This is a genomic window from Phocaeicola paurosaccharolyticus JCM 15092, from assembly GCF_000613805.1.
In the GTDB taxonomy this organism is placed as follows: Bacteria; Bacteroidota; Bacteroidia; order Bacteroidales; family Bacteroidaceae; genus Phocaeicola; species Phocaeicola paurosaccharolyticus.
Genome location: NZ_BAJR01000013.1, coordinates 1 through 21,013, shown reverse-complemented (window position 1 = coordinate 21,013; position 21,013 = coordinate 1). Strand labels below are relative to the sequence as shown.

The 21,013-nt window shown below is 35.6% G+C and carries 17 protein-coding genes; 6 read left to right on the top strand and 11 right to left on the bottom strand.

Translation table 11 applies throughout. The annotated features are described in order from the left end of the window. Positions 1–2: 2 nt before the first annotated feature. Entirely contained in the window at positions 3–701 is a 699-nt protein-coding gene (locus JCM15092_RS07140) for a DUF4369 domain-containing protein (RefSeq protein ID WP_024994063.1), read from the bottom strand. A gap of 184 nt (positions 702–885) precedes the next feature. Here JCM15092_RS07140 and JCM15092_RS07135 point away from each other — a divergent pair, with 184 nt between their 5' ends. Then, entirely contained in the window at positions 886–3,051 is a 2,166-nt protein-coding gene (locus JCM15092_RS07135) for a S46 family peptidase (RefSeq protein ID WP_024994062.1), read from the top strand. Between the two features lie 63 nt (positions 3,052–3,114). Here JCM15092_RS07135 and JCM15092_RS07130 read toward each other — a convergent pair whose 3' ends face one another. From JCM15092_RS07130 to JCM15092_RS07120, 3 genes are all read right to left on the bottom strand, one after another. Continuing rightward, a complete protein-coding gene (locus JCM15092_RS07130) occupies positions 3,115–4,005 on the bottom strand; it encodes a cation diffusion facilitator family transporter (protein WP_034541709.1) in 891 nt (296 codons plus the stop codon). A 72-nt stretch (positions 4,006–4,077) separates the two neighbouring features. After that, a complete protein-coding gene (locus tag JCM15092_RS07125) occupies positions 4,078–4,422 on the bottom strand; it encodes a hypothetical protein (RefSeq protein WP_024994060.1) in 345 nt (114 codons plus the stop codon). Further along, complete coding sequence (locus tag JCM15092_RS07120; protein WP_024994059.1) at positions 4,415–4,723, bottom strand: FtsB family cell division protein; 309 nt, start codon at positions 4,721–4,723, stop codon at positions 4,415–4,417. Before JCM15092_RS07120 ends, JCM15092_RS07125 begins: the two co-directional genes overlap by 8 nt. A 110-nt stretch (positions 4,724–4,833) precedes the next feature. Here JCM15092_RS07120 and JCM15092_RS07115 point away from each other — a divergent pair, with 110 nt between their 5' ends. Further along, positions 4,834–6,630, top strand: coding sequence for a DNA polymerase III subunit gamma/tau (locus JCM15092_RS07115; protein ID WP_024994058.1), 1,797 nt, complete (start codon positions 4,834–4,836; stop codon positions 6,628–6,630). Here the strand turns inward: JCM15092_RS07115 and queF are convergent. From queF to JCM15092_RS07100, 3 genes are read right to left on the bottom strand one after another with little or no spacing between them, the layout of a single operon-like run. After that, positions 6,627–7,082, bottom strand: a complete 456-nt coding sequence (gene queF / locus JCM15092_RS07110; protein WP_024994057.1) for a preQ(1) synthase — start codon at positions 7,080–7,082, stop codon at positions 6,627–6,629. The two genes, JCM15092_RS07115 and queF, sit on opposite strands and share 4 nt — an antisense overlap. Before the next feature lie 10 nt (positions 7,083–7,092). Then, a complete protein-coding gene (gene queC, locus JCM15092_RS07105) occupies positions 7,093–7,776 on the bottom strand; it encodes a 7-cyano-7-deazaguanine synthase QueC (RefSeq protein ID WP_024994056.1) in 684 nt (227 codons plus the stop codon). Between the two features lie 4 nt (positions 7,777–7,780). Continuing rightward, complete coding sequence (locus tag JCM15092_RS07100; protein ID WP_024994055.1) at positions 7,781–8,470, bottom strand: queuosine precursor transporter; 690 nt, start codon at positions 8,468–8,470, stop codon at positions 7,781–7,783. Positions 8,471–8,786: 316 nt separating this feature from the next. Here JCM15092_RS07100 and JCM15092_RS07095 point away from each other — a divergent pair, with 316 nt between their 5' ends. Together JCM15092_RS07095 and nth are read left to right on the top strand one after the other, a co-directional pair. Continuing rightward, entirely contained in the window at positions 8,787–10,424 is a 1,638-nt protein-coding gene (locus tag JCM15092_RS07095; RefSeq protein ID WP_024994054.1) for a glycoside hydrolase family 30 beta sandwich domain-containing protein, read from the top strand. 216 nt (positions 10,425–10,640) lie between these two features. Then, positions 10,641–11,288 carry an endonuclease III gene (nth, locus tag JCM15092_RS07090; protein ID WP_024994053.1) on the top strand — a complete coding sequence of 216 codons (648 nt, stop codon included), beginning with the start codon at positions 10,641–10,643 and terminating at the stop codon, positions 11,286–11,288. A 22-nt stretch (positions 11,289–11,310) separates the two neighbouring features. Here nth and JCM15092_RS07085 read toward each other — a convergent pair whose 3' ends face one another. The 3 genes from JCM15092_RS07085 to JCM15092_RS07075 are packed head-to-tail and all read right to left on the bottom strand — an operon-like array spanning position 11,311 to position 13,967. Continuing rightward, the gene (locus JCM15092_RS07085; RefSeq protein ID WP_024994052.1) at positions 11,311–12,087 is read right to left on the bottom strand and encodes an MBL fold metallo-hydrolase; all 777 of its coding nucleotides are present in this window, start codon (positions 12,085–12,087) and stop codon (positions 11,311–11,313) included. A gap of 3 nt (positions 12,088–12,090) precedes the next feature. Beyond that, entirely contained in the window at positions 12,091–13,104 is a 1,014-nt protein-coding gene (gene murB / locus JCM15092_RS07080) for a UDP-N-acetylmuramate dehydrogenase (protein WP_024994051.1), read from the bottom strand. A 2-nt stretch (positions 13,105–13,106) separates the two neighbouring features. Next, positions 13,107–13,967, bottom strand: a complete 861-nt coding sequence (locus JCM15092_RS07075; RefSeq protein WP_024994050.1) for a DUF4348 domain-containing protein — start codon at positions 13,965–13,967, stop codon at positions 13,107–13,109. A gap of 106 nt (positions 13,968–14,073) precedes the next feature. Here JCM15092_RS07075 and pheS point away from each other — a divergent pair, with 106 nt between their 5' ends. Further along, positions 14,074–15,093, top strand: coding sequence for a phenylalanine--tRNA ligase subunit alpha (pheS, locus tag JCM15092_RS07070; protein WP_024994049.1), 1,020 nt, complete (start codon positions 14,074–14,076; stop codon positions 15,091–15,093). 170 nt (positions 15,094–15,263) lie between these two features. Here the strand turns inward: pheS and JCM15092_RS07065 are convergent, their stop codons facing one another. After that, the gene (locus JCM15092_RS07065) at positions 15,264–16,412 is read right to left on the bottom strand and encodes a hypothetical protein (protein ID WP_024994048.1); all 1,149 of its coding nucleotides are present in this window, start codon (positions 16,410–16,412) and stop codon (positions 15,264–15,266) included. A 197-nt stretch (positions 16,413–16,609) separates the two neighbouring features. Here JCM15092_RS07065 and JCM15092_RS07060 point away from each other — a divergent pair, with 197 nt between their 5' ends. After that, positions 16,610–20,719, top strand: coding sequence for a hybrid sensor histidine kinase/response regulator transcription factor (locus tag JCM15092_RS07060; protein WP_034541707.1), 4,110 nt, complete (start codon positions 16,610–16,612; stop codon positions 20,717–20,719). Positions 20,720–21,013: the final 294 nt, after the last annotated feature.

Here is a 21,013-nt window from a genome sequence, read left to right as displayed (position 1 = left end):
TTTTACCGTTCATTTCTGAGTTTCTCCATATTCATATTTGCAGCAGAGATGTACTCCTTAACATATGGTACATTCTTGAAACTATCCGGAGCATCTTTAAGTATCTCCTCCACGTAAGGAGTAATAACCGGATACTGATAGTTGTTGCATATCATAATAAATACAGCAGGACCAAGGATATTATTATAGTTACTCTGAATAAATTCTTTAGTAAGCTTATCCATATCATGAACCAACTTCTCCTGACGTATGCTCAACTCACGAGAAATATCCTCCGGATCACTTCCATCCATAATCATACGGCTCTCCAACCTACTAAGTTCATAAGCCATATCATCTATCGAATTCTTCTTTGCAATAAATGAATAGAGTTTATCATTAAGTGGAGTTCCACTCACAAGAATACGTGCGTTGTCAATGCTTATAGAGATATGGCCCTTTTCAATGACAAAAGGCATTATGCTTTCATCATCCATATATAGTGAGGCGAAGATAGAAGAATCTGCAACACCCTCCATCTTAAACATTCCATGAATAACCTCTGATGAGTCTATGTTTACCATAGATTCACCCATAGGAACTTTTACAAATAACATTTTTCCATCCAGCCTTGAAACAGAAGAACTACCTTCTATCTTATATTCGCTAGCACATGATGTAAAAGCTAAGATTGAGATAACAGAGAAAAAAAGTTTATTCATTTTCATTAAAAATACCTCTTACTATTTCGTAGTAGCAAAAATATAATCTTTAATCTATCAATAAAAATTTTTTATTAATATTTAAAACTTAATATAGCATTATTGGTTAACATTTTCATGAAATAGCAATAATCAACTATTTTTTATACTTTCGCATTAATATTACATAAATATTTAAAACTATATGAAGAAAATAAAACTACTCCTAATCTTACTCTCGTGTAATCTCTTCGGACAGTTACATGCAGATGAAGGAATGTGGCTTCTTCAACTTATGCAGGAGCAAAATCTTTTGGATAAGATGAAGACTCAGGGACTGATGATAGACGGTAAAGAGCTATATAGTCCTAACAGCGTTTCACTGAAAGATGCAGTTGGTATATTCGGAGGTGGATGTACCGGTGAGATTGTATCTACTGACGGACTGATTCTGACTAATCATCATTGTGGTTATGGGGCAATACAAAAACATAGTTCTGTTGAACACGACTACCTAACAGATGGCTTTTGGGCTAAGAACAGGAGTGAAGAGTTACCTACTCCGGGGCTAGCTTTCAAATTCGTCGAGAGAATAGTAGATATTACCGACTCTATCAATGCCTTGATAAAAGAGGGCAAGGTTAACGAATATGATGCTATGGGAAGAGAGTTCCTTAATAAGTTTGCTCAGGATCAGTTAAAGAATAGCGATCTGAATGGTAAACCAGGAATTATTGCTATGGCTCTTCCATTCTATGCAGGCAACAAATTCTACATGATGTATCTCAAGAACTATACTGACGTACGTATGGTTGCAGCTCCTCCATCTTCTATAGGCAAATTCGGTGGGGAGACAGACAACTGGATGTGGCCACGTCATACTTGCGACTTCTCAATTTTCCGTATCTATGCTGATAAAAACGGAGAACCTGCAGAATATAGCAAAGATAATGTTCCACTTAAAGTGAAGAAACATTTTGCTATTTCTCTAAAAGGTTTCGAAAATGGAGATTACGCAATGATAATGGGATTTCCTGGAAGCACAAGCCGCTATCTGACAAAACAAGAAGTTGAAATGCGTATGAATGCATCAAATAAGCCAAGAATAGATGTACGTACTGCATACCTGAATGTACTGAAAGATGTAATGTCAAAAAGCGACAAGACAAGAATTCAGTATGCAAGCAAATATGCTAGAAGCAGCAACTACTGGAAGAACTCTATCGGTATGAACAAAGCTATTGTTGACAACAAAGTACTTGAGACAAAAAATGAACAGGAGATTAGATTTGCTCAGTTCGCCAAAGAGAATAACAATAAGGAGTACATGGATGTGGTATCACAAATTGATAATATCATAAAAGAAAAAACTGATCTAATTACCAACCTTACATATTTCTCTGAAGTTTTCCAGAACGCAATTGAGTTTGGATCTCCATATGTTGTAATGGATAGCCTTAAAGTTGCTGTTCAGCAGAAAGACAAAACAAAGATTGAGAAATATATTGCTCAACTGAAAGATGTATATAATTATATACACAACAAAGACTATGATCATGAAGTTGACAGAAAAGTTATGAAGAGATTAATTCCTATTTATGGTAGAAATGCTAGTAAGGAATTTTTGCTGCCTCTATTCCAAGAGGTAGAGAAGAAATGGAAAGGTAATTTCGATGCTTATATTGACAACCTTTACGACAACTCAATATTCTCTAATGACAAAAACTTCAACAAGTTCATCAGCAAGCCTACTATAAAAGCTATTGATAATGACCCTATGACAGGCTTCGTACGTGGCAAGTTTTCTATATACAATAAAGCAATAGCTTTGACTGCGAAAGATGCGGATAAACTTGAACTTCTTCACAAGACATATGTTCGTGGACTTTGTGAGATGTATCAGCCTACTCCAAAAGCACCTGATGCTAACTTCACAATACGTATGACTTATGGAAACATTAAATCTTACGATCCAAAGGATGGTGTTCACTATAACTACTACACTACTTTAAAAGGAGTTATGGAAAAAGAAGACCCAACAAATCCTGAATTTGTCGTACCGACAAAGCTAAAAGAGCTTTACAGCAATAAAGATTTCGGACGCTATGCTATGAAGAGTGGGGAGATGCCTACTTGCTTCCTTACTACAAATGATATAACAGGAGGAAATTCAGGGTCACCTGTTATAAATGGTAAAGGAGAGCTTATTGGTATAGCATTCGATGGCAACTGGGAATCATTGAGTGGTGACATCAACTTCGACAATGATTTACAAAGATGCATTGCTGTTGATATACGTTATGTACTATTTATATTAGATAAACTTGGTGGTTGTAAAAACCTCGTTGATGAGATGACAATCGTGCAATAAACATATTAAACAATAGAAAGAGCCCCGAATATTCCATTGAATATTCGGGGCTCTTTCTTGTATCTATAAGCAGTCACAGTCTGTAGTGCAGATAGAATCTATTGGTTCAAACTCTATTGTCACATGAACTATATGATATTGAGAAACTATGTCTAGAATATTATTCTTTATTGAGAAGTGATCAGCAACATCAGTAACAACATGGAGTGTCATAACATGGCTCTCTCCATCAAGACTCCATATGTGAAGGTCGTGTATTGATTCCACTCCAGATATATCTGTTATTTTAGAAGTAAGTTCATCAATAGGAACATCATAAGGGACAGCCTGAAGTAATATTTTGAATACACTCTTCAAGTTTTTGTAGATATTGCTCAATACCCATAAACTTATTACTATTGACAAAATAGGATCGAGTATAGGTAAGTCAGTAAACATCATAACAACACTGACAACCAACACTCCTACCCAACCAAGCACATCCTCCATTATATGAAGATATACAGCTCTCTCATTTAGAGACGATCCTTTCTTAACACTAAAAGCTGCAGAACCATTAATAATTATACCAATTATAGCCATCCATAACATACCTTGTGCGCTCACCTCCTCTGGAGATAGTACACGCCTTACTGCAGCTACAAGAACAAATATGGAACTTATAGTCAAAACTCCTGAGAGGAAAACTGATCCAAGAAGAGAGAAACGTTTGTATCCATAGGAGTAGTTACTGTCACGGCCTTTAGTCGACTTTTTCTGAAGAGCCCATGCTGTAGCAAGAGAGAGACAATCGCCAAAGTCATGTAAAGCATCGGTAAGGATAGCAATACTATTGGTCAATAATCCTCCTACTATCTCAACTAATACAAAGAATGCATTCAGGTAAAATGCTATGGAAATATTTTTCTCTGCATTTCCATGATTATGGTGATGGTGATGATGTTCTTGTTCCATTTTTATCTGTTTTGGCTACAAATATAAAAAGAGATTATTATCTCTGTTTCAGTAACATCATCTTTATTCCGATTATTTCTTCTCCTTTTCTATCTCGTAAGGAATTCGGAAAGCAGAGTATAGTTCAAACACCGCAGCAATAGTCATACAGAGTATCCACTCATTATTCTTCAGCAATATCATCATAAATCCGGCAACAATAAGTAGAAAAGCACCAAGAATCTGCTGACGACGAAGACGTTTCACTATATAGTTTGAGCCATTGTATGTATTATGAACAATCTGTACATAAGCAAAAAAGACTGCTCCTATAGAGAATATGTATGGTGAAAAAGAGAGCTTGAGAATCTCTAATACTGCACCGGCAAGAATCATCGTGGCTCCGGCATAGCCTATTATATCATAAAGTTTATTCATTATTCTGAATTATATAGATATCCTCGTTAGGTTTCTTCATATAGTATTTCTCACGAGCTACCTTCTCAATAGTCTGAGGATTGGATGTTATCTCCTTCAACATTTTTGAATCCTCCTCATACTGCTTGCGGTAGGTTTCTATCTGAGAATTAAGATTGATAATTTCACGTTGGTGTTGCACACGACGAACTAGACTGTTTTCATCAATAAAACCGATAATAATGATAAAAACAACAAAAGTAAACATGTACTTATGTTTCCTTATATAGTTCCAAACTTTAAGCAATCTGTTAACGCCCATTTATATCAATGTTTATTTGCAAATATAAGAATATTTCATTCACGGCTATCTCTGAAAAGAGGATATTTTGTATTACATTTGCATAACTCATTATTTGTTTTCTCCAAGTTATGGAAAATTATATAGTATCAGCGCGTAAATACCGTCCCACAACATTCGACTCAGTAGTTGGCCAAAAGTCTTTGACAACTACTCTGAAAAATGCTATAGCCAACAACAAGCTGGCGCATGCATATCTTTTTTGTGGTCCCAGAGGAGTAGGAAAAACTACCTGTGCACGTATTTTTGCAAAAACAATAAATTGTTTGAATCCTCTTGCAGATGGCGAGGCATGTAACGAATGCGAGTCCTGCAAAGCTTTCAACGAGCAGCGATCATACAACATACATGAACTTGATGCTGCATCAAACAACTCAGTTGATGATATAAGGACATTGATTGAACAGGTTCGAATACCGCCTCAGATAGGTAAATATAAAGTATATATAATTGATGAGGTTCATATGCTATCAAGCTCTGCTTTCAATGCTTTCCTAAAGACATTGGAAGAGCCACCTCATCATGCTATTTTTATTCTCGCCACTACCGAGAAACATAAGATACTTCCTACCATACTTAGCCGCTGTCAGATCTATGATTTCAACAGAATAGGAATAAACGAGACTGTTGAGCATCTTAAGTATGTAGCTTCGAAAGAGAGTATAGTAGTTGAACTGGAAGCGTTAATGGTTATTGCTCAGAAGGCTGATGGTGGTATGCGTGATGCACTCTCAATATTCGATCAGATTGTAAGTTTTACTAATGCAAATGTTACTTATAAGAGTGTCATCGAGAATCTCAATGTTTTAGATTACGATTACTACTTCCGACTAGTAGATATATTCCTAAAAAATGACGTTACAGCTGCCATGCTTCTCATGAATGAGATCGTCAATAAAGGATTTGATGGTAATAATTTCATCAACGGCTTAGCATCTCACCTACGTGATCTGCTTGTGAGTAAGGACAAAGCAACTGTCGAGCTGCTTGAGGTGAGCGACTCTGTAAAAGGGAAATATACAGAGCAAGCTTCAAGATGTGATACAAAGTTCCTATATAAGACGATGAAGCTATGCAATAACTGCGACATCAATTATAAGACAAGTAAAAATAAACGCCTTCTTGTTGAGCTTACTCTGATAGAGTGTGCCCAGGCAACCTTGCCTGATGAGGATGGCATAGGTCATGGGCGTCGCCCTAAGCATATATTAAAACCAATATTTAAGCAAGCTGCTGTTAAGAACAACGGCTCTGCTCAGGAGAGAGAGGTAGATAACGATAAATCAGAATCAACCTCTTCCTCTTCCACTGTATCTGAAAATAGAGACAAAAAGTCTCTAAATATACCAAAATCTCCACTGCCTAAGAAAGAGGCAAAGAGCAATATTCCTGTTATGAAGGAGAGCGACATCCGTTTCTCTTTAAAAAGGAGTTTGCTTAAGAGCACAGAGAAAGATAACGAAGAGACCTTGAAGGATAATGTCGTTGAAGAAGATTATAAAGACTATATATTCAACGAGAAAGATTTGAGTTACTATTGGAGAGACTTTGCTACCTCTCTTCCTGATGAAGAGAAAGCCAATGCCTCAAGAATGATGAACATATCTCCTAAACTTCTTGATGATACCCTGTTCGAAGTTGTTGTAGACAATGAGATGGTTGAGAAGTATATGAATGAACTACGTCCTTTGATAGAGAAACATCTCTGTGAGAAACTTCATAACCGCTATATAACAATGAAAGTGAGAGTAAGCGAGAATAAAGAGATTATCCGTGCATACTCCCACAAAGAACGTTTCCAACTTATGAGCCAAAAGAACCCTAGCCTTCTTAAGATGAAAGAGGCATTCGGCCTTGAGCTCTCTTAAAGATCGTGATTTTTTAATCTATATATGGCCAGTTCTTCATACTTTGTACCTGGACGGCCATAATTACTATATGGATAGATTGATATACCTCCACGAGGGGTGAATATTCCTGTCACCTCAATATATTTTGGATCCATAAGTTTTATAAGATCTTTCATAATTATGTTTATACAATCTTCATGAAAGTCTCCATGGTTACGGAAGCTGAAAAGATATAGTTTGAGACTCTTGCTCTCAACCATCTTAACATCAGGAAGGTAACTGATACGGATCTCTGCAAAGTCAGGCTGTCCTGTAATAGGGCAAAGACTAGTAAACTCAGGGCAATTGAATCTTACCCAATAATCATTTTCCTGATGTTTATTAACAAAAGCTTCCAATACCTCGGGTGCATAATCCTGCTTGTAATCACTCTTGCGACCCAATATTGTCAATTCTTCACTTCTTTCCATAAATAAATTATTACTCTGTATAATATTCTTTTAAATACTCTTCTCTATTATCAAGATATCTTTCCAGTCCCTCTCTACGCAACCTGCATGCAGGGCAATGTCCACATCCGTCACCTTCTATCCCATTATAGCATGTCAGCGTCTCCTTGTGAACAAGGTCAATAACTCCCAATTTATCAGCGAGTGCCCATGTCTGAGCTTTATCAATCCACATTAATGGTGTATGAATAACGAACTGATCGTCCATAGCAAGATTGAGTGTTACGTTCAGCGACTTTATAAAGTTATCTCTGCAATCAGGATATCCACTGAAATCTGTCTGAGAGACTCCTGTTACTATATGCTTAACTCCCTTTTCACGAGCATATACTGCTGCTGCACTAAGAAAGAATAGATTACGTCCCGGTACAAAAGTATTTGGGAACGTGTCATCAGGCTTCTCTTCATCCATCTTTATTGATGTATCGGTGAGAGAGTTCTTTCCTAAGTTTCCTATGAAAGAGAGATCGATGACATGGAAATCTACACCGGCCTTATCGGCTATTGTTTTTGCCAGTTCAATCTCTCTGATATGTTTCTGCCCATAGATAAAGCTTATAGCATATACTTTTCTGAATCTTCTCTTGGCCCAGAACAGACAGGTTGTTGAATCCTGCCCTCCGCTGAAAACGACCAGCGCATCACTATTTTTCATGAAATTAAATCTCCTTTACTTTCAATACATTGTATGATATATTATCATCGAATACATCACTTCCATCAACCTTCTTGATATAATTCACCACTTTTATGGTTACAGGAAGAATAATCACCTCATAAAGAGTCTTTAGAATAGCTTGGATAAGCATCATCTTTAAAAGTTCATCCATAGGAATAAGGCCACCAAAGGCTATCGGGAAGAAGATTAAAGAATCTGCACTCTCACCAACAAGAGTAGAGGCAATAGCACGAATAGAGAAATGTTTACCATTGCTGGCTTTTTTCATCTTACTCATAACGAAAGCATTAAGGAATGAGCCAACAAGGAAAGCCAACAGACTTGCAGCTGCTATTCTTGGGGCCATGCCAAAGACAAAATTGAAACCCTCCTCACCTTTCCAGAAAGGAGCAGCAGGAAGAATTATTGCTATCTGTCCAAGTAAAACTACAAGGAAGTTCATCAGGAAACCCATCCATATGATAAGACGTGCCTTCTTAAAGCCCCATACTTCGGCTATACAGTCATTAATAATATAAGAAATTGGGAAGACCACAAGACCTGCTGTTACGGTAAGTTGCCCTATCTGGACCACTTTAGACTCTAAGAGGTTTGCAGCGACTAAGCATACACAGAATAGTATGCCAAGTATCATGAAAGATACAGAAACAGTGTTGTTACTTTTACTCATTTTCTTGTTTTTTACGTGGTTAATCTAGAATACACGACCGCTATTCACGGCATCAGATGTCTATTATTTCGGCTGCAAATATAAGTATATTTATTGAATAATCATAAATAGCTCAACTACTATTAATAAAAGAGTTGCAGCGACAAATATTATTTCTATAAATTTTTATTTACATTTGCTCAATAAATATAAAAATGCATTCATCTATTAATTTAGATTTTATGACACTAAAAGCTTTTTTATATAATATTTTCATGAGCCTTTGTTCAAAAATTTAACTACTAATATTTCTAATAACACTTTGTAATTTATTACTATGAAGAAAAACCTTTTATCATTTTACCTAATATGTTTAATTGTAATGCTTTCATCATGCTCAGGAGGAGATGACATTGCCAACAACACAGGTAATAAAAAGAAAGCTTATGCCTATTTCGAGAAAACTGAGATGAGTGCGACTGCAGGTGCTAGTGAATATTCACTAGCTATTGACTGGGCATATAGCAAATGGAGTATCACCAAAGGTGATGGTGATATTATAAAAACCATAACTCCAACAACAGGTGGTATGTTGGATGGCAAGCCACAAACTGTTACTATAAAGGTGGCTTGTAATGCCAATACCGGATTAAATGAGCGTACACAAACAATAATACTGACAGATGAAGTAAACAATACTACCACAAAAATTACAATTAGACAGGAAGCTGCTATGAGCATAGTGAACTTATCAATTAACACTTCTCAAAAACATCAGTCTGTAGTTGGATTTGGAGGTATGTACAACCCAAAAATTTGGTGTGGGAACAACCTTATAAATCTTTCTCAACTTCAGAGTATGTATGGCAAAGATGGACTAGGATATAATATTCTAAGACTGATGATTTATCCAAACGAAGCTGATTGGAGTGCTGATGTTGAAGCAGCAAAAGCGGTTCAGCAAATGGGAGGAATTGTTTTTGCCTGTCCATGGGATTGTACTACAGCACTGGCTGAGACGATAAGTGTAAATGGTCGTGATGTAAAACATCTAAAGAAAGAGAACTATACAGCTTATGCCGACCACCTGATACGCTATATTAACTACATGAAAGGACAAGGAGTGAACTTACATGCCATATCTGTACAAAACGAGCCTGATATGGATTTTACATTCTGGTATCCTAATGAAGTGGTTGATTTTGTCAAAGCAGAAGGTCAAAGAATACGTAATACCGGAGTCCTTTTGATGTCACCGGAAGCATGCGGCACACAACCTCAATATACAGATCCTATAATAAATGATGCTGAGGCGATGGCTCAGACAGATATAATAGCGGGACATATATACCAAGGATTTATAGATTTAGATTACAGCTATGTTAAGAACCGCCATGACTATATTTGCTCTCTTTATAGCCGTCTGTCAGGAAAGACATGGTGGATGACAGAACATCTATTCAATGACGGCGAAAAAGAGAGTGATTCTTCAAAATGGCTATTCCAAAAATGGAATTATGTATTAACCCATCTGGCAAAAGAAATTCATATGACAATGGAGGGAAACTGCAGTGCCTATGTATATTGGTATCTTAAGCGTTTCTATGGTTTGATGGGCGATAATGACAGCCGTTCTCCTGTATCTGAAGGTTTAATAACAAAGAATGGTTATGTTCTTTCTCATTATGCCAAATATGCAGCTAACACAACACGTATTGATGCTCAGACTTCAGATACAAATATCAAAGCTACTGCTTATATCAATAAGAGTGGTGACAAAATAACAATAGTAGCATTAAACTTTGGCAATGAATCAAATATGCTTTCTATAGATTATCCAGGTGTGAAGTCAGTAACAGCAGAGGAGACAACCGAAAAGAGAGACATGAAGAGTGTTACAACAGAAGGGAGTGAAAGTAAATTCTATGTTCCAATCTCCGCTCAAAGTATAATATCTATTCGATTGAAATTATAATAATCTATAATTACTTATATCGTATCCGATAAAAAAATTATAGCTCCATCTGTTCACTAATTGCATCTATAGAGTGATTCAGATGGAGCTTAATTGTATATAAATAAGTAATAAAACATCACATTGATAATTACGCAGGAATTATAATAATGTTTATATAATATTATCCAAAAGATTATTTCTCTATATATTTGTACTAATATCACAAAATAGAAGATGAGAAAGAAAGAGATATATTCCAAAGTAATAGATTATTTTGAAACCACAATGCCCATTGCAGAAACAGAACTGCAATACAACACTCCTTTCGAACTACTTGTAGCTGTAATACTCAGTGCGCAATGCACCGACAAGAGAGTGAACATGATCACACCTATCCTGCTTGCCCACTACCCTACTGCTGAGGCTATGGCAAATGCAACACCCGAGATTATTTTTGAATATATAAAGACTGTTAGTTATCCTAACAATAAGGCAAAGCACCTTGTAGGCATGGCAAAGATGCTTATTAAAGATTTTAACGGTGAAGTCCCTGATACACTTGAACAACTTGTAAAGCTACCTGGAGTAGGTAGAAAAACTGCCAATGTGATGCAGAGTGTTGCTTTCAATAAAGCAGCCATGGCTGTCGACACTCACGTATTCAGAGTAAGTCATCGAATAGGCCTAGTACCTGATTCATGCACAACACCTCTTGCCACTGAAAAATATCTAATGAAGTATATGCCTGAGGAGATTCTCTCGAAAGCACATCACTGGCTCATATTACATGGAAGATATGTCTGTATAGCACGTTCACCTAAGTGCAGCGAGTGCGGTCTTAACGGGCTATGCAAGTTTTCACTTAAGCCTAAGATAAAATAGTGGGAAAGGAAGTAGATATCTTCTAAATATTAATCACCAAACCATCGTAAGCAAGGTTAATACCCTCTGGTAGAGCAGCATCAATTACTGAGTGAAGTCCCATCTGATGGCTCATATGTACAAAGTAAGTCTGTTTTGCTCCTATCCTTTTTGCGCTCTCAATAGCTTGTTCAAGGTTCTGATGAGTGTTGTGTGGCATAATCCTAAGAGCATTCATAATTAGGCAATCAAGTCCTTTCAGTTTTTCAATTTCCTCTTCAGGCATGGTCAACATATCTGTTATCCAAGCCATATTTCCTATTCTATATCCCAATATAGGCAGTTTGCCATGTATCACTCTTATAGGGAGAACTTCAACACTTTGACCTTCATTGTTTGATACAACAAAGGTTCTGTCAGTTTCAATCTTTATAAGTTTCAGCTTTGGTACCCCAGGATATAAGTTCTCAGCAAAGCAGTATGGTATTCTCTTCTGTATTCTGTTTGCTGTACTCTCCTCAGTATAGACAGGTACATCACGGAAGCGGCAATATGGTCGTAAATCATCAAGGCCTCCAACATGATCATAATGTTCATGAGAGACAAGAACACCATCAATAGCCTTGAAATCATCAATACGTATCATCTGCTGGCGGAAATCTGGACCACAATCAAGAAGAATTCTAACACCATCAACATCTACAAGTCCCGAACAGCGCAATCTGTCATCACGCTTATCACTACTTGTACATACCTCACAACGACATCCTACTTCTGGAACTCCCGTAGAAGTTCCGCTTCCTAAAATATTGATTACCATTTCCTATATATAATTCACTTCAGGTACTATCTTAATACCGAACTTATCGAATACAGATTCTACAATTTTCTCAGCCAAAGCCATAACCTCTCTGCTATCTGCTCCTCCCAAGTTCACTAAAACAAGTGGCTGGATATGATGTACACCAACATTACCTGTCTTATATCCCTTGAACCCACACTGGTCAATAAGCCATGCAGCTGGAATCTTCATACCATCTTCTCCCATTTTATAATATGGCATTGAAGGGTATTTTTCAATAAGCTCGTTGAACTTATTATTACCGACTACAGGGTTCATAAAGAAACTTCCGGCATTTCCAAGTTCCTTTGGATCCGGCAATTTCTCCCTTCTTATCTTAATGATTGTATTCCTTACATTCTCAAGAGTAACATCACATCCTGCAATGTCCAACTCCCTACGGACGTTTCCATAATCAAGATCGAAAGCAGCTATCTTACTCAACCTATATGTTACATAGGTTATAATATATCTGTTTTTTAATTCCTTCTTAAAGATGCTGTGTCTGTATGAATAGTTGCACTCCTGATTAGAGAAGATACGCTTCTCACCACTCAACACATCTATAGCCTCAACATTTAAAATGATGTCTTTTGCCTCTCTGCCATATGCACCAATATTCTGCACAGCCGAAGCACCAACTTCTCCTGGAATATACGAGAGGTTTTCAGCACCATACAGTCCTTTTGATACGGAATATTGAACAAAATCATCCCAGTTAGCACCAGCTCCCACCTTTAAATCGACACTACAATCAGATTCTTCTGTTATTGTGATATCCTTTATGAGTGAATGAAGTATAGTTCCATGGAAGTCCTGAGAAAAGAGTAAATTACTACCCTCCCCAATATGTAAGAATGGATTGTTATCTTTTTTTATTTCCTGAAGTATAGACGTAAGTTCATCTACAGATTCATATTCCACGAACTTGTCCGCTTTTACATCTATTCCAAATGTATTTCTAGATAATAAAGAGTAGTTATCGTATACTATCATTGTTAATCACTTAAGTCTTCAAACTGTGTCAATTTCCACTTACCATTTCTTCTTTCAAAATATAGGGTATTATTGAATCCGTTTCCAAATCCTTTCAACTCCATAACACGGCTATTGGACTTATTCGACAGTGATTGTCCATAAATGACATTAGTAAGATAATTTGTTGGCAATTGCGGTTTAAAAGCAAACCACTGTCCTTGCTCCAAAGTAGTCTCTAGAATCTGGAACTCATCATCAGGATCTACAGTTACAAATTTAAGAGGAGAAGCAAGTCTTTCTTCCTGGAAAAGAGAGTCAGCAGCAAATTTCTTGTAGAAGTCATAGAAATCTTCTTTATCATCATCTGTCTTAGCCATATTTCTCAAGTCTATAGCTTCCAATTTCCATACCCCTTTTACTCTTTGAAAATAATATGTCTTTATCTTATTATTTTTCAAGAAACGCCATTCAATTTTCACAGAGTTTATTGATGTGTCCTTCTCCATCTCCATCTGAGATGCTTCATCATAGAATACAGTATAAGACGCTAATCTACTCATCATAGGGTCATGTTTCCACTGCTTTTCCTGAATACTCTCTTTTTTATTCTCCTTGTAATAAGCAAGAGGAAAAACGATACGAGATTTCTGTAACTTCTTGTCAATTGCGAAATTATAAAAGAAGTCGGCAAAACTCTCATCTGCTGATGGTGGAATAATATCACCTTCAGCAATTTCAGTTGAATCTACGATAGAATCCTTAGCAGAGTCTAATGAATCTGTCTGCTTTGATAACTCGTCAGAAGAACCCATCTTCTGTTTGTTACCGGTGCATCCACTTACTAAGAGGAGCATAAAAACTACATAAACTAGTTTTCTCATTTATTATATGGAAAAAGTTGTTGCAAAAATAGAGTTTTTTTACTTTTGAACAAAAAATTCAGTTTAATTACTTAAATTTGCATGCAATAAAAATTAAGAAGAAAGTATGTTAGCTAAAATAGAAAAGTTGCTTCAAGATATTAACAATATTTCTGCCTCAAATTTAGAGGAACTTGAAGCGCTACGTATTAAGTACTTAAGCAAAAAAGGAGCAATAAACGAGCTGATGGCAGACTTCCGTAATGTTGCTGCTGATCAGAAGAAGGAAGTGGGAATGAAATTAAATGAGCTTAAGAGTATAGCACAAGATAAAATTTCCACACTAAAAGAATCTTTTGAAACTCAAGACAACGGAACTAGCGAGATTGATCTTTCTCGTACTCCATATCCTATTCCGCTAGGTACAAGACATCCATTGAGTATTGTAAAAAATGAAATTATAGATATCTTTCATCGTTTAGGTTTTTCTATCGCAGACGGACCAGAGGTTGAAGATGACTGGCATGTATTCTCATCTATGAACTTCGCTGAAGACCATCCTGCACGTGATATGCAAGATACATTCTTCATAGAAGCACATCCTGATATTATATTACGTACACATACATCATCTGTACAGAGCCGCGTTATGGAGGTTAGCCAACCACCTATCCGTGTTATCTGTCCGGGACGTGTTTATAGAAATGAGGCTATAAGCTATCGTGCTCATGCTTTCTTCCATCAGGTAGAAGCTCTTTACGTTGATAAGAATGTATCATTCACAGACCTTAAACAAGTTCTTCTTCTTTTTGCTAAAGAGATGTTCGGCCCTGATACAAAAATAAGACTTCGTCCTTCATATTTCCCATTTACAGAGCCTAGTGCAGAGATGGATATCAGCTGCAACATCTGTGGTGGTAAAGGTTGTCCTTTCTGTAAAGGTACAGGATGGGTAGAAATTCTAGGTTGTGGTATGGTTGACCCTAATGTTCTTGAGCTAAACGGAATAGATAGTAAAGTATATTCTGGTTATGCACTTGGTATGGGTATCGAGAGAATAACAAACTTGAAGTATCGTGTTAACGACCTTCGTCTATTCTCAGAAAATGACACAAGATTCCTAAAGGAATTTGAAGCTGCTAATTAATTATATTACATATATATAAAAAGGAGAAGGTGATTACCTTCTCCTTTTTTAACCTAAATAATTCTAATCAACCAATAATAGGCTACTTCTGTACACTTTATGTCGTCAAGGGATGTCATTAGGAATATAATAATGAAAATCTTATTCACCAAATAACAGCGTTTAAAATATCATCCTTTGTATGTAAGGATTATGACATGCATAAGATTGTCTTGTGAAAGAGATAATTGAGCAGATAAAATAAAGTCCGAAAAATCTTCTTTATTATTCAGGATGAAAGGTATTATATATGGCTTACACTCATTCTTTATTGTTTTAAGTTTTTCTCCATCAACAACCATCATGAAAGAGGCATCTTGAGAGACATTAGCCACACACTCATCAAATAGAGTATTTTCACCTCTACTCCTCTTAGCATATATCTCATCTATATTATCTCGCATAGATTTAATATTTGATGTCAATATTATGCTATCTTGATCTACTTCAGGCACATTAACTAATTTACTTTCTATATCGTTAGACTCTAAGCCTGCTTCAGTGAATGAAGTATTGCCGGTAAGATATATCACATCACTATTTATCTTAAAGTTATATGCACTCCATACCTCCTTGTGGCTATCTAAATAGCTCATCAATGACTCTTTGCAATAGAGAGTAAGGAAGTTATGAGTAATGTTCTTCTCCCTTGTCTTTTTAAACTGTTCATTGTTCCAAAGTGACTTACTCTCCTTCTGCCCTTTTATTACATCCTTTATCAGATTGATATTGAAACTAACAATTCTAAAGCCATCATCTTTATACATTGACAGAGCCCTTGTGGCATTAATCTTATATTGATATATCTTCTTACCTTTATATTTCTCCATATTAGGACTCTGAGCTGCACCAAAGATCTCATTTAGCATATTATCCATCTCATTTGAGCCATTCTCATCGGAATATATATACAGCACCTGATTATCTATGGTATCAGTATCATGAACACTTATCAATATATGTCCCATATAGCTATTCAGCCCATGCCCTACTTGAGAAGAGTAGTCATTCAAAGTCCCAAGTACATATTTTGCTAAATCTAAAGTTTCAATAGAATCAAATTTCTCTGCACAGCTGAGATGTGAAATTTCATTAAAGTAGTAATTGATATTATCGCTTTCGAGAACACATATTGCATCTTCAGGTACTAGTGAGTATAAGTTAATTTCTTGGGTCTCTTTATTGTTGTTTAAGCCCCACAGCATGTACAGCCCTGCAGCAATGCAGAACAGACTAAGGGATACGATAACACCCAATTTTGCGACAGACTTCAACCTCATAACTAATACTTAATAAATACCTAGGCAAATATAACATTTTTTATAATTAACCCATCGTTTTATAAAATAATGTTTAATACAGCAACAAGTTTTTTTTATTTTTTTTTCATAATGTAAATTTAAATTGTAATAATCCTACTATTATTTGATAAATATCTCTTTTTAAGTACTTTTGTGTGGTTAACAAAGGTCATACTATGATAAAATACAAGCACCTACTGTACATCTTTTTATGTGTACTTAATATTCAGGTTTACTCACAATCTATAAGGTTCTATACTGTTGACAGAGAACTATCAAGCAGTTTGATTCATAACAATTTTCAGGATAAGTTAGGAAATATCTGGATTGCTACTGAAGACGGATTAAATAGATATGACGGAGCAAAATTCTCTATTTATAAAAATTCATCAAAAGATGAGTTTTCCATAATGGCTAACAGCGTACACTGTATCTGCGAAGATGCAAAGAGAAATCTTTTCTTTGGTACGAGTAAAGGTATACAACTTTTCGATCACGCAACCGACAAATTCTTTCCAGTCCCTATTTACGGAAAGAACAATCAGAAGCATGAACCTAGTGTAAGAAAAATAGCTATAATATCTGATGGATCAATATTAGTGGGTACATCCGGATTCGATGGTATGTATCGTATTGAAGAGAAAGGGAAAGGGAAATTTGAGGCCCATGCCATAAAGAATATTGACTTGAAGAATAAATCCATTGGTGATTTCTATGAAGACCATGACAAAAACTTATGGATATCAACAGAGAACGGAGAACTATTGAAGACTAGAAACTTCAAAATAATAAAAAGATACTTCACTAACGCCGAGAGTACATTATACACCATATCCTCAATGTGCGAGGATAGTAAGAAGAATCTCTACATAGGTACTCAGGGAAGAGGTATATTCATATATGACAAAAAAAAGGATAGCTTTGAATCCATCGAATATAGTAATCCCAACCTAACTGTAATGACACTCTACCCATATGATAAAAAGAGTATCTATATTGGAACTAATGGATATGGACTAAAGATTCTAGATGTAGAAAGCAAAAAAATTAAAGAGGGTAATATTAAAGTACCATCTTTCTATCTTGATAATTCTAAGGTTCACACTATGATAAAAGACCACGCAGGCAACTTATGGATTGGTTTCTTCCAAAGAGGTCTTATGATGGTACCAAATACAGTTAATAAATTCAAGTATATCGGCCCTCGTTCCAACAATATGAATATTATAGGAACGAACAGCCTATCTTCAATATATCATGACAAAAATGGCAGACTATGGGTTGGCACTGATAATGATGGGTTATATGTAATATCAAACAACAAACAAGTAAAACATATAAAGAGCTTTGATAAAGTAGGACAATCACCTACGACTGTAATAAGTACTTTCAAGGACAGCAATAACGATATATGGATTGGTACTTTAATGTCTGGTATATTTAAGATGAGCTCAGCCAACTACTCATTCAAACAGATTAATGAGTATAAGGATAATACCAGTAATCTTATTCAGAAAGCATTTAGTTTCTCTCAGGATCACGATGGACGTCTTTGGATAGGAACAAAAGGAGATGGACTTTTTTATCTGAATTTAAAAGATGGTATCGTTAAGAATATCAATATTGGTAAAAACGGCAAAAGCCAACTTGAAAACAGATGGATTAACGTAGTATTTACATCCAATGACAATAAATTATATATAGGCACTTGTGATGGAATTGAGTGTTTCAATTTGAGAACATTAGAGTATGAGCCGTTGAACTCCATAAAAAAACAGTTTCCTCATATCATTGTATTTTCTATTTACGAAGATAAACAAAATACTATGTGGCTAGGAACCTCTATCGGATTAATGAAGTTAAGTAAAGATAGAAAGTTGATAGGCCATTATGATGTAGAAGATGGACTGTCAAATAGTGTAGTTAGTAGAATTGAAGTTGACAATGATGGTAATCTATGGTTAAGTACAAATTATGGATTGAACAAATTCAATACAAAGAATAACACTTTCATAAACTTCTATTCGAGCAATGGACTTCAAGGCAATGAGTTCAATAGAACAGCCTCAACTAAAGACGATAAGGGAAATCTCTATTTCGGAGGTATTAATGGAATTAGCTATTTTAATCCTAGAGATATAACTACATCAGTACACAGTGTTAAAGCTTTTATATCGGATATATATCTTCAGAACAAGCCAATAAGGAAAGGCATGAAATCGGGAAGATATGACATTATTGACAAGGCAATAAGTGATGAAGACGAGGTAAATCTTGACTACGATGATAACTCATTCACTATAGAATTCTCCAGTCTTGATTTTAATAGTAATGAGCATATTTGCTACCAATATTCTGTCAACAATGAAGATTGGGTAAGCCTGCAAACTGGAGTAAACTCAGTATCATTCAGTGGCATTCCTGCCGGAGAATATGATGTAAGATATAGAGCAAAGAACTACGATAACTATTCCGAGATAAAGAGTATTAAGATAATCATCCATCCGGCATGGTATCTATCTAATTTTGCAAAAGTGTTGTATGCACTATTTTTTATTGGAATAATAATGTTCATAATATATGAGGTAAAACATTATTATAAGGTACAGCAGGAGATACTTAAGCACGTACATGCTAAGGAGATAGATGAGACCAAACTACAGTTCTTTATAAATATATCTCACGAGATCAGAACACCTATGTCGCTTATCATAGGACCTCTACAGAAGTTGATAAGCAGTGATAAAGATGTTGAGAGACAAAAATCTTATAAACTTATATATAATAACTCTAGACGAATACTTCAACTTATTAATCAGTTGATGGACCTTAGAAAGATTGACAAAGGTCAGATGCCTATGCATTTTGTCGAAACAGAAATTATAGAGTTTATTGATGATATATATAAGTTCTTCCAGTATAAAGCAGTAAGCAAGGAGATTCAATTCAGATTCTTACATAAAGATGAAAAGCTTAACGTATGGGTTGACCCAAAGAATTTCGATAAGATAATATTCAACTTATTGTCTAATGCCTTTAAATACACTCCATATAATGGAGCTATAGATATTTCTTTAGAGAAGATAACCAAGGACAATGATGAAGAAGTTATCAGGATAATAGTCTGGGATAATGGAGAAAGCATAAAGAAAGAGGATATGGAAAAAATCTTCGAACGATTCTATCAATCATCAAGCAGAATAAACTCAACAAGCATGGGAACTGGAATCGGATTACATATTACTAATATGCTTGTTAATCTTCATCACGGGTCAATCAGAGTTGAGAATAATGAAGAGGGTGGATGCCAGTTTATTGTTGAGATTCCTTATGGATGCAAACACCTTAATAGTGACGAAATAGCGCATGATGATCCAGAGGTGATAGAGAATGAGTCTAAGCAGATAATCTTTGATGCCGATACAGAAGACATAGATGATGAGGATATTACAGAAAAGGAGCTTAACAGATCTAAGAGTCACTATAGAATAATGATTGTTGAAGATGATGAGAATATTAGAAACTATATCAGTAACGAGTTCTCAAAGGACTACCATATAATTGAGAGCTGTAATGGTAAGGAAGCACTGGCACTAATTCTTAGTAAGAGACCTGATCTTGTCATTTCGGATGTGATGATGCCTGACATGGATGGTATTACACTATGCAAGAAGATTAAACTTAATGTAAACATAAACTATATTCCTGTTATATTGCTCACTGCAAAATGCAGAGATGAAGATAATATAGAAGGACTTAATGCTGGTGCTGATGCTTATATTACCAAACCATTCAACATTGATGTATTGCATAATACCATAGACAACCTGCTGAAGAACCGCGAAGTATTGAAAAACTGCTTCACTGGAAGTCAAGAACAGGAGGAGAGACAACCTAAGTTTGAGATTAAGAATACAGACAACAAGCTTCTTGACAGAATTATGAATGTGATAAATAAGAACATAAGTAATCCTGAGCTAAGCGTTAATATGATTGCATCCGAGGTAGGAATAAGCCGAGTACATCTGCACCGTAAACTAAAGGAACTTACCAATCAGACCACAAGAGACCTTATAAGGAACACACGTCTGAAACAGGCTGTTTCGTTACTGGAGAGTAAACAATATAATGTCTCTGAGGTTGCTTTGATGACCGGTTTCAGCAATATAACTATATTCTCAAGAGCATTCAAAGAGCTTTATGGACTGTCACCAATGAATTATATAAATAATAATTCTGAAAATGACGATAATGATATAGACTTTGATAAGAAGTCGGACGACTGATATATTTGAGTGCCAATAAAGAGGGCTTCTTCAATTGAGGAAGCTCTTTTTTTTTGCATAAAAAACTTACTTTTTAATATCTACATTTAATCTAAAGTTCTTGCCAATAATACTTAAAAGAACCATGGCTACAACTCCAGATTCAAACAGAATATCTAAGGATGTTGCTAACTCAACACTTTATCAGAATCCATATTGGCCAACAGAGGCTAATTTGCCGGCTGAGAGATGATAATTTTTCCAACTAATTCAATATGTTTCTATAAACGTTTTTTAGGTTATTAGAATTATTAA

Bases quoted from the DNA above. Each gene is read 5' to 3' on its own strand.
- JCM15092_RS07115 (WP_024994058.1), top strand. From the start codon at position 4,834: ATGGAAAATTATATAGTATCAGCGCGTAAATACCGTCCCACAACATTC.
- JCM15092_RS07120 (WP_024994059.1), bottom strand. From the start codon at position 4,723: ATGGGCGTTAACAGATTGCTTAAAGTTTGGAACTATATAAGGAAACAT.
- JCM15092_RS07095 (WP_024994054.1), top strand. From the start codon at position 8,787: ATGAAGAAAAACCTTTTATCATTTTACCTAATATGTTTAATTGTAATG.
- pheS (WP_024994049.1), top strand. From the start codon at position 14,074: ATGTTAGCTAAAATAGAAAAGTTGCTTCAAGATATTAACAATATTTCT.
- JCM15092_RS07060 (WP_034541707.1), top strand. From the start codon at position 16,610: ATGATAAAATACAAGCACCTACTGTACATCTTTTTATGTGTACTTAAT.
- queC (WP_024994056.1), bottom strand. From the start codon at position 7,776: ATGAAAAATAGTGATGCGCTGGTCGTTTTCAGCGGAGGGCAGGATTCA.
- JCM15092_RS07140 (WP_024994063.1), bottom strand. From the start codon at position 701: ATGAATAAACTTTTTTTCTCTGTTATCTCAATCTTAGCTTTTACATCA.
- JCM15092_RS07065 (WP_024994048.1), bottom strand. From the start codon at position 16,412: ATGAGGTTGAAGTCTGTCGCAAAATTGGGTGTTATCGTATCCCTTAGT.
- JCM15092_RS07125 (WP_024994060.1), bottom strand. From the start codon at position 4,422: ATGAATAAACTTTATGATATAATAGGCTATGCCGGAGCCACGATGATT.
- JCM15092_RS07085 (WP_024994052.1), bottom strand. From the start codon at position 12,087: ATGGTAATCAATATTTTAGGAAGCGGAACTTCTACGGGAGTTCCAGAA.
- JCM15092_RS07130 (WP_034541709.1), bottom strand. From the start codon at position 4,005: ATGGAACAAGAACATCATCACCATCACCATAATCATGGAAATGCAGAG.
- JCM15092_RS07135 (WP_024994062.1), top strand. From the start codon at position 886: ATGAAGAAAATAAAACTACTCCTAATCTTACTCTCGTGTAATCTCTTC.
- nth (WP_024994053.1), top strand. From the start codon at position 10,641: ATGAGAAAGAAAGAGATATATTCCAAAGTAATAGATTATTTTGAAACC.
- queF (WP_024994057.1), bottom strand. From the start codon at position 7,082: ATGGAAAGAAGTGAAGAATTGACAATATTGGGTCGCAAGAGTGATTAC.
- JCM15092_RS07075 (WP_024994050.1), bottom strand. From the start codon at position 13,967: ATGAGAAAACTAGTTTATGTAGTTTTTATGCTCCTCTTAGTAAGTGGA.
- murB (WP_024994051.1), bottom strand. From the start codon at position 13,104: ATGATAGTATACGATAACTACTCTTTATTATCTAGAAATACATTTGGA.
- JCM15092_RS07100 (WP_024994055.1), bottom strand. From the start codon at position 8,470: ATGAGTAAAAGTAACAACACTGTTTCTGTATCTTTCATGATACTTGGC.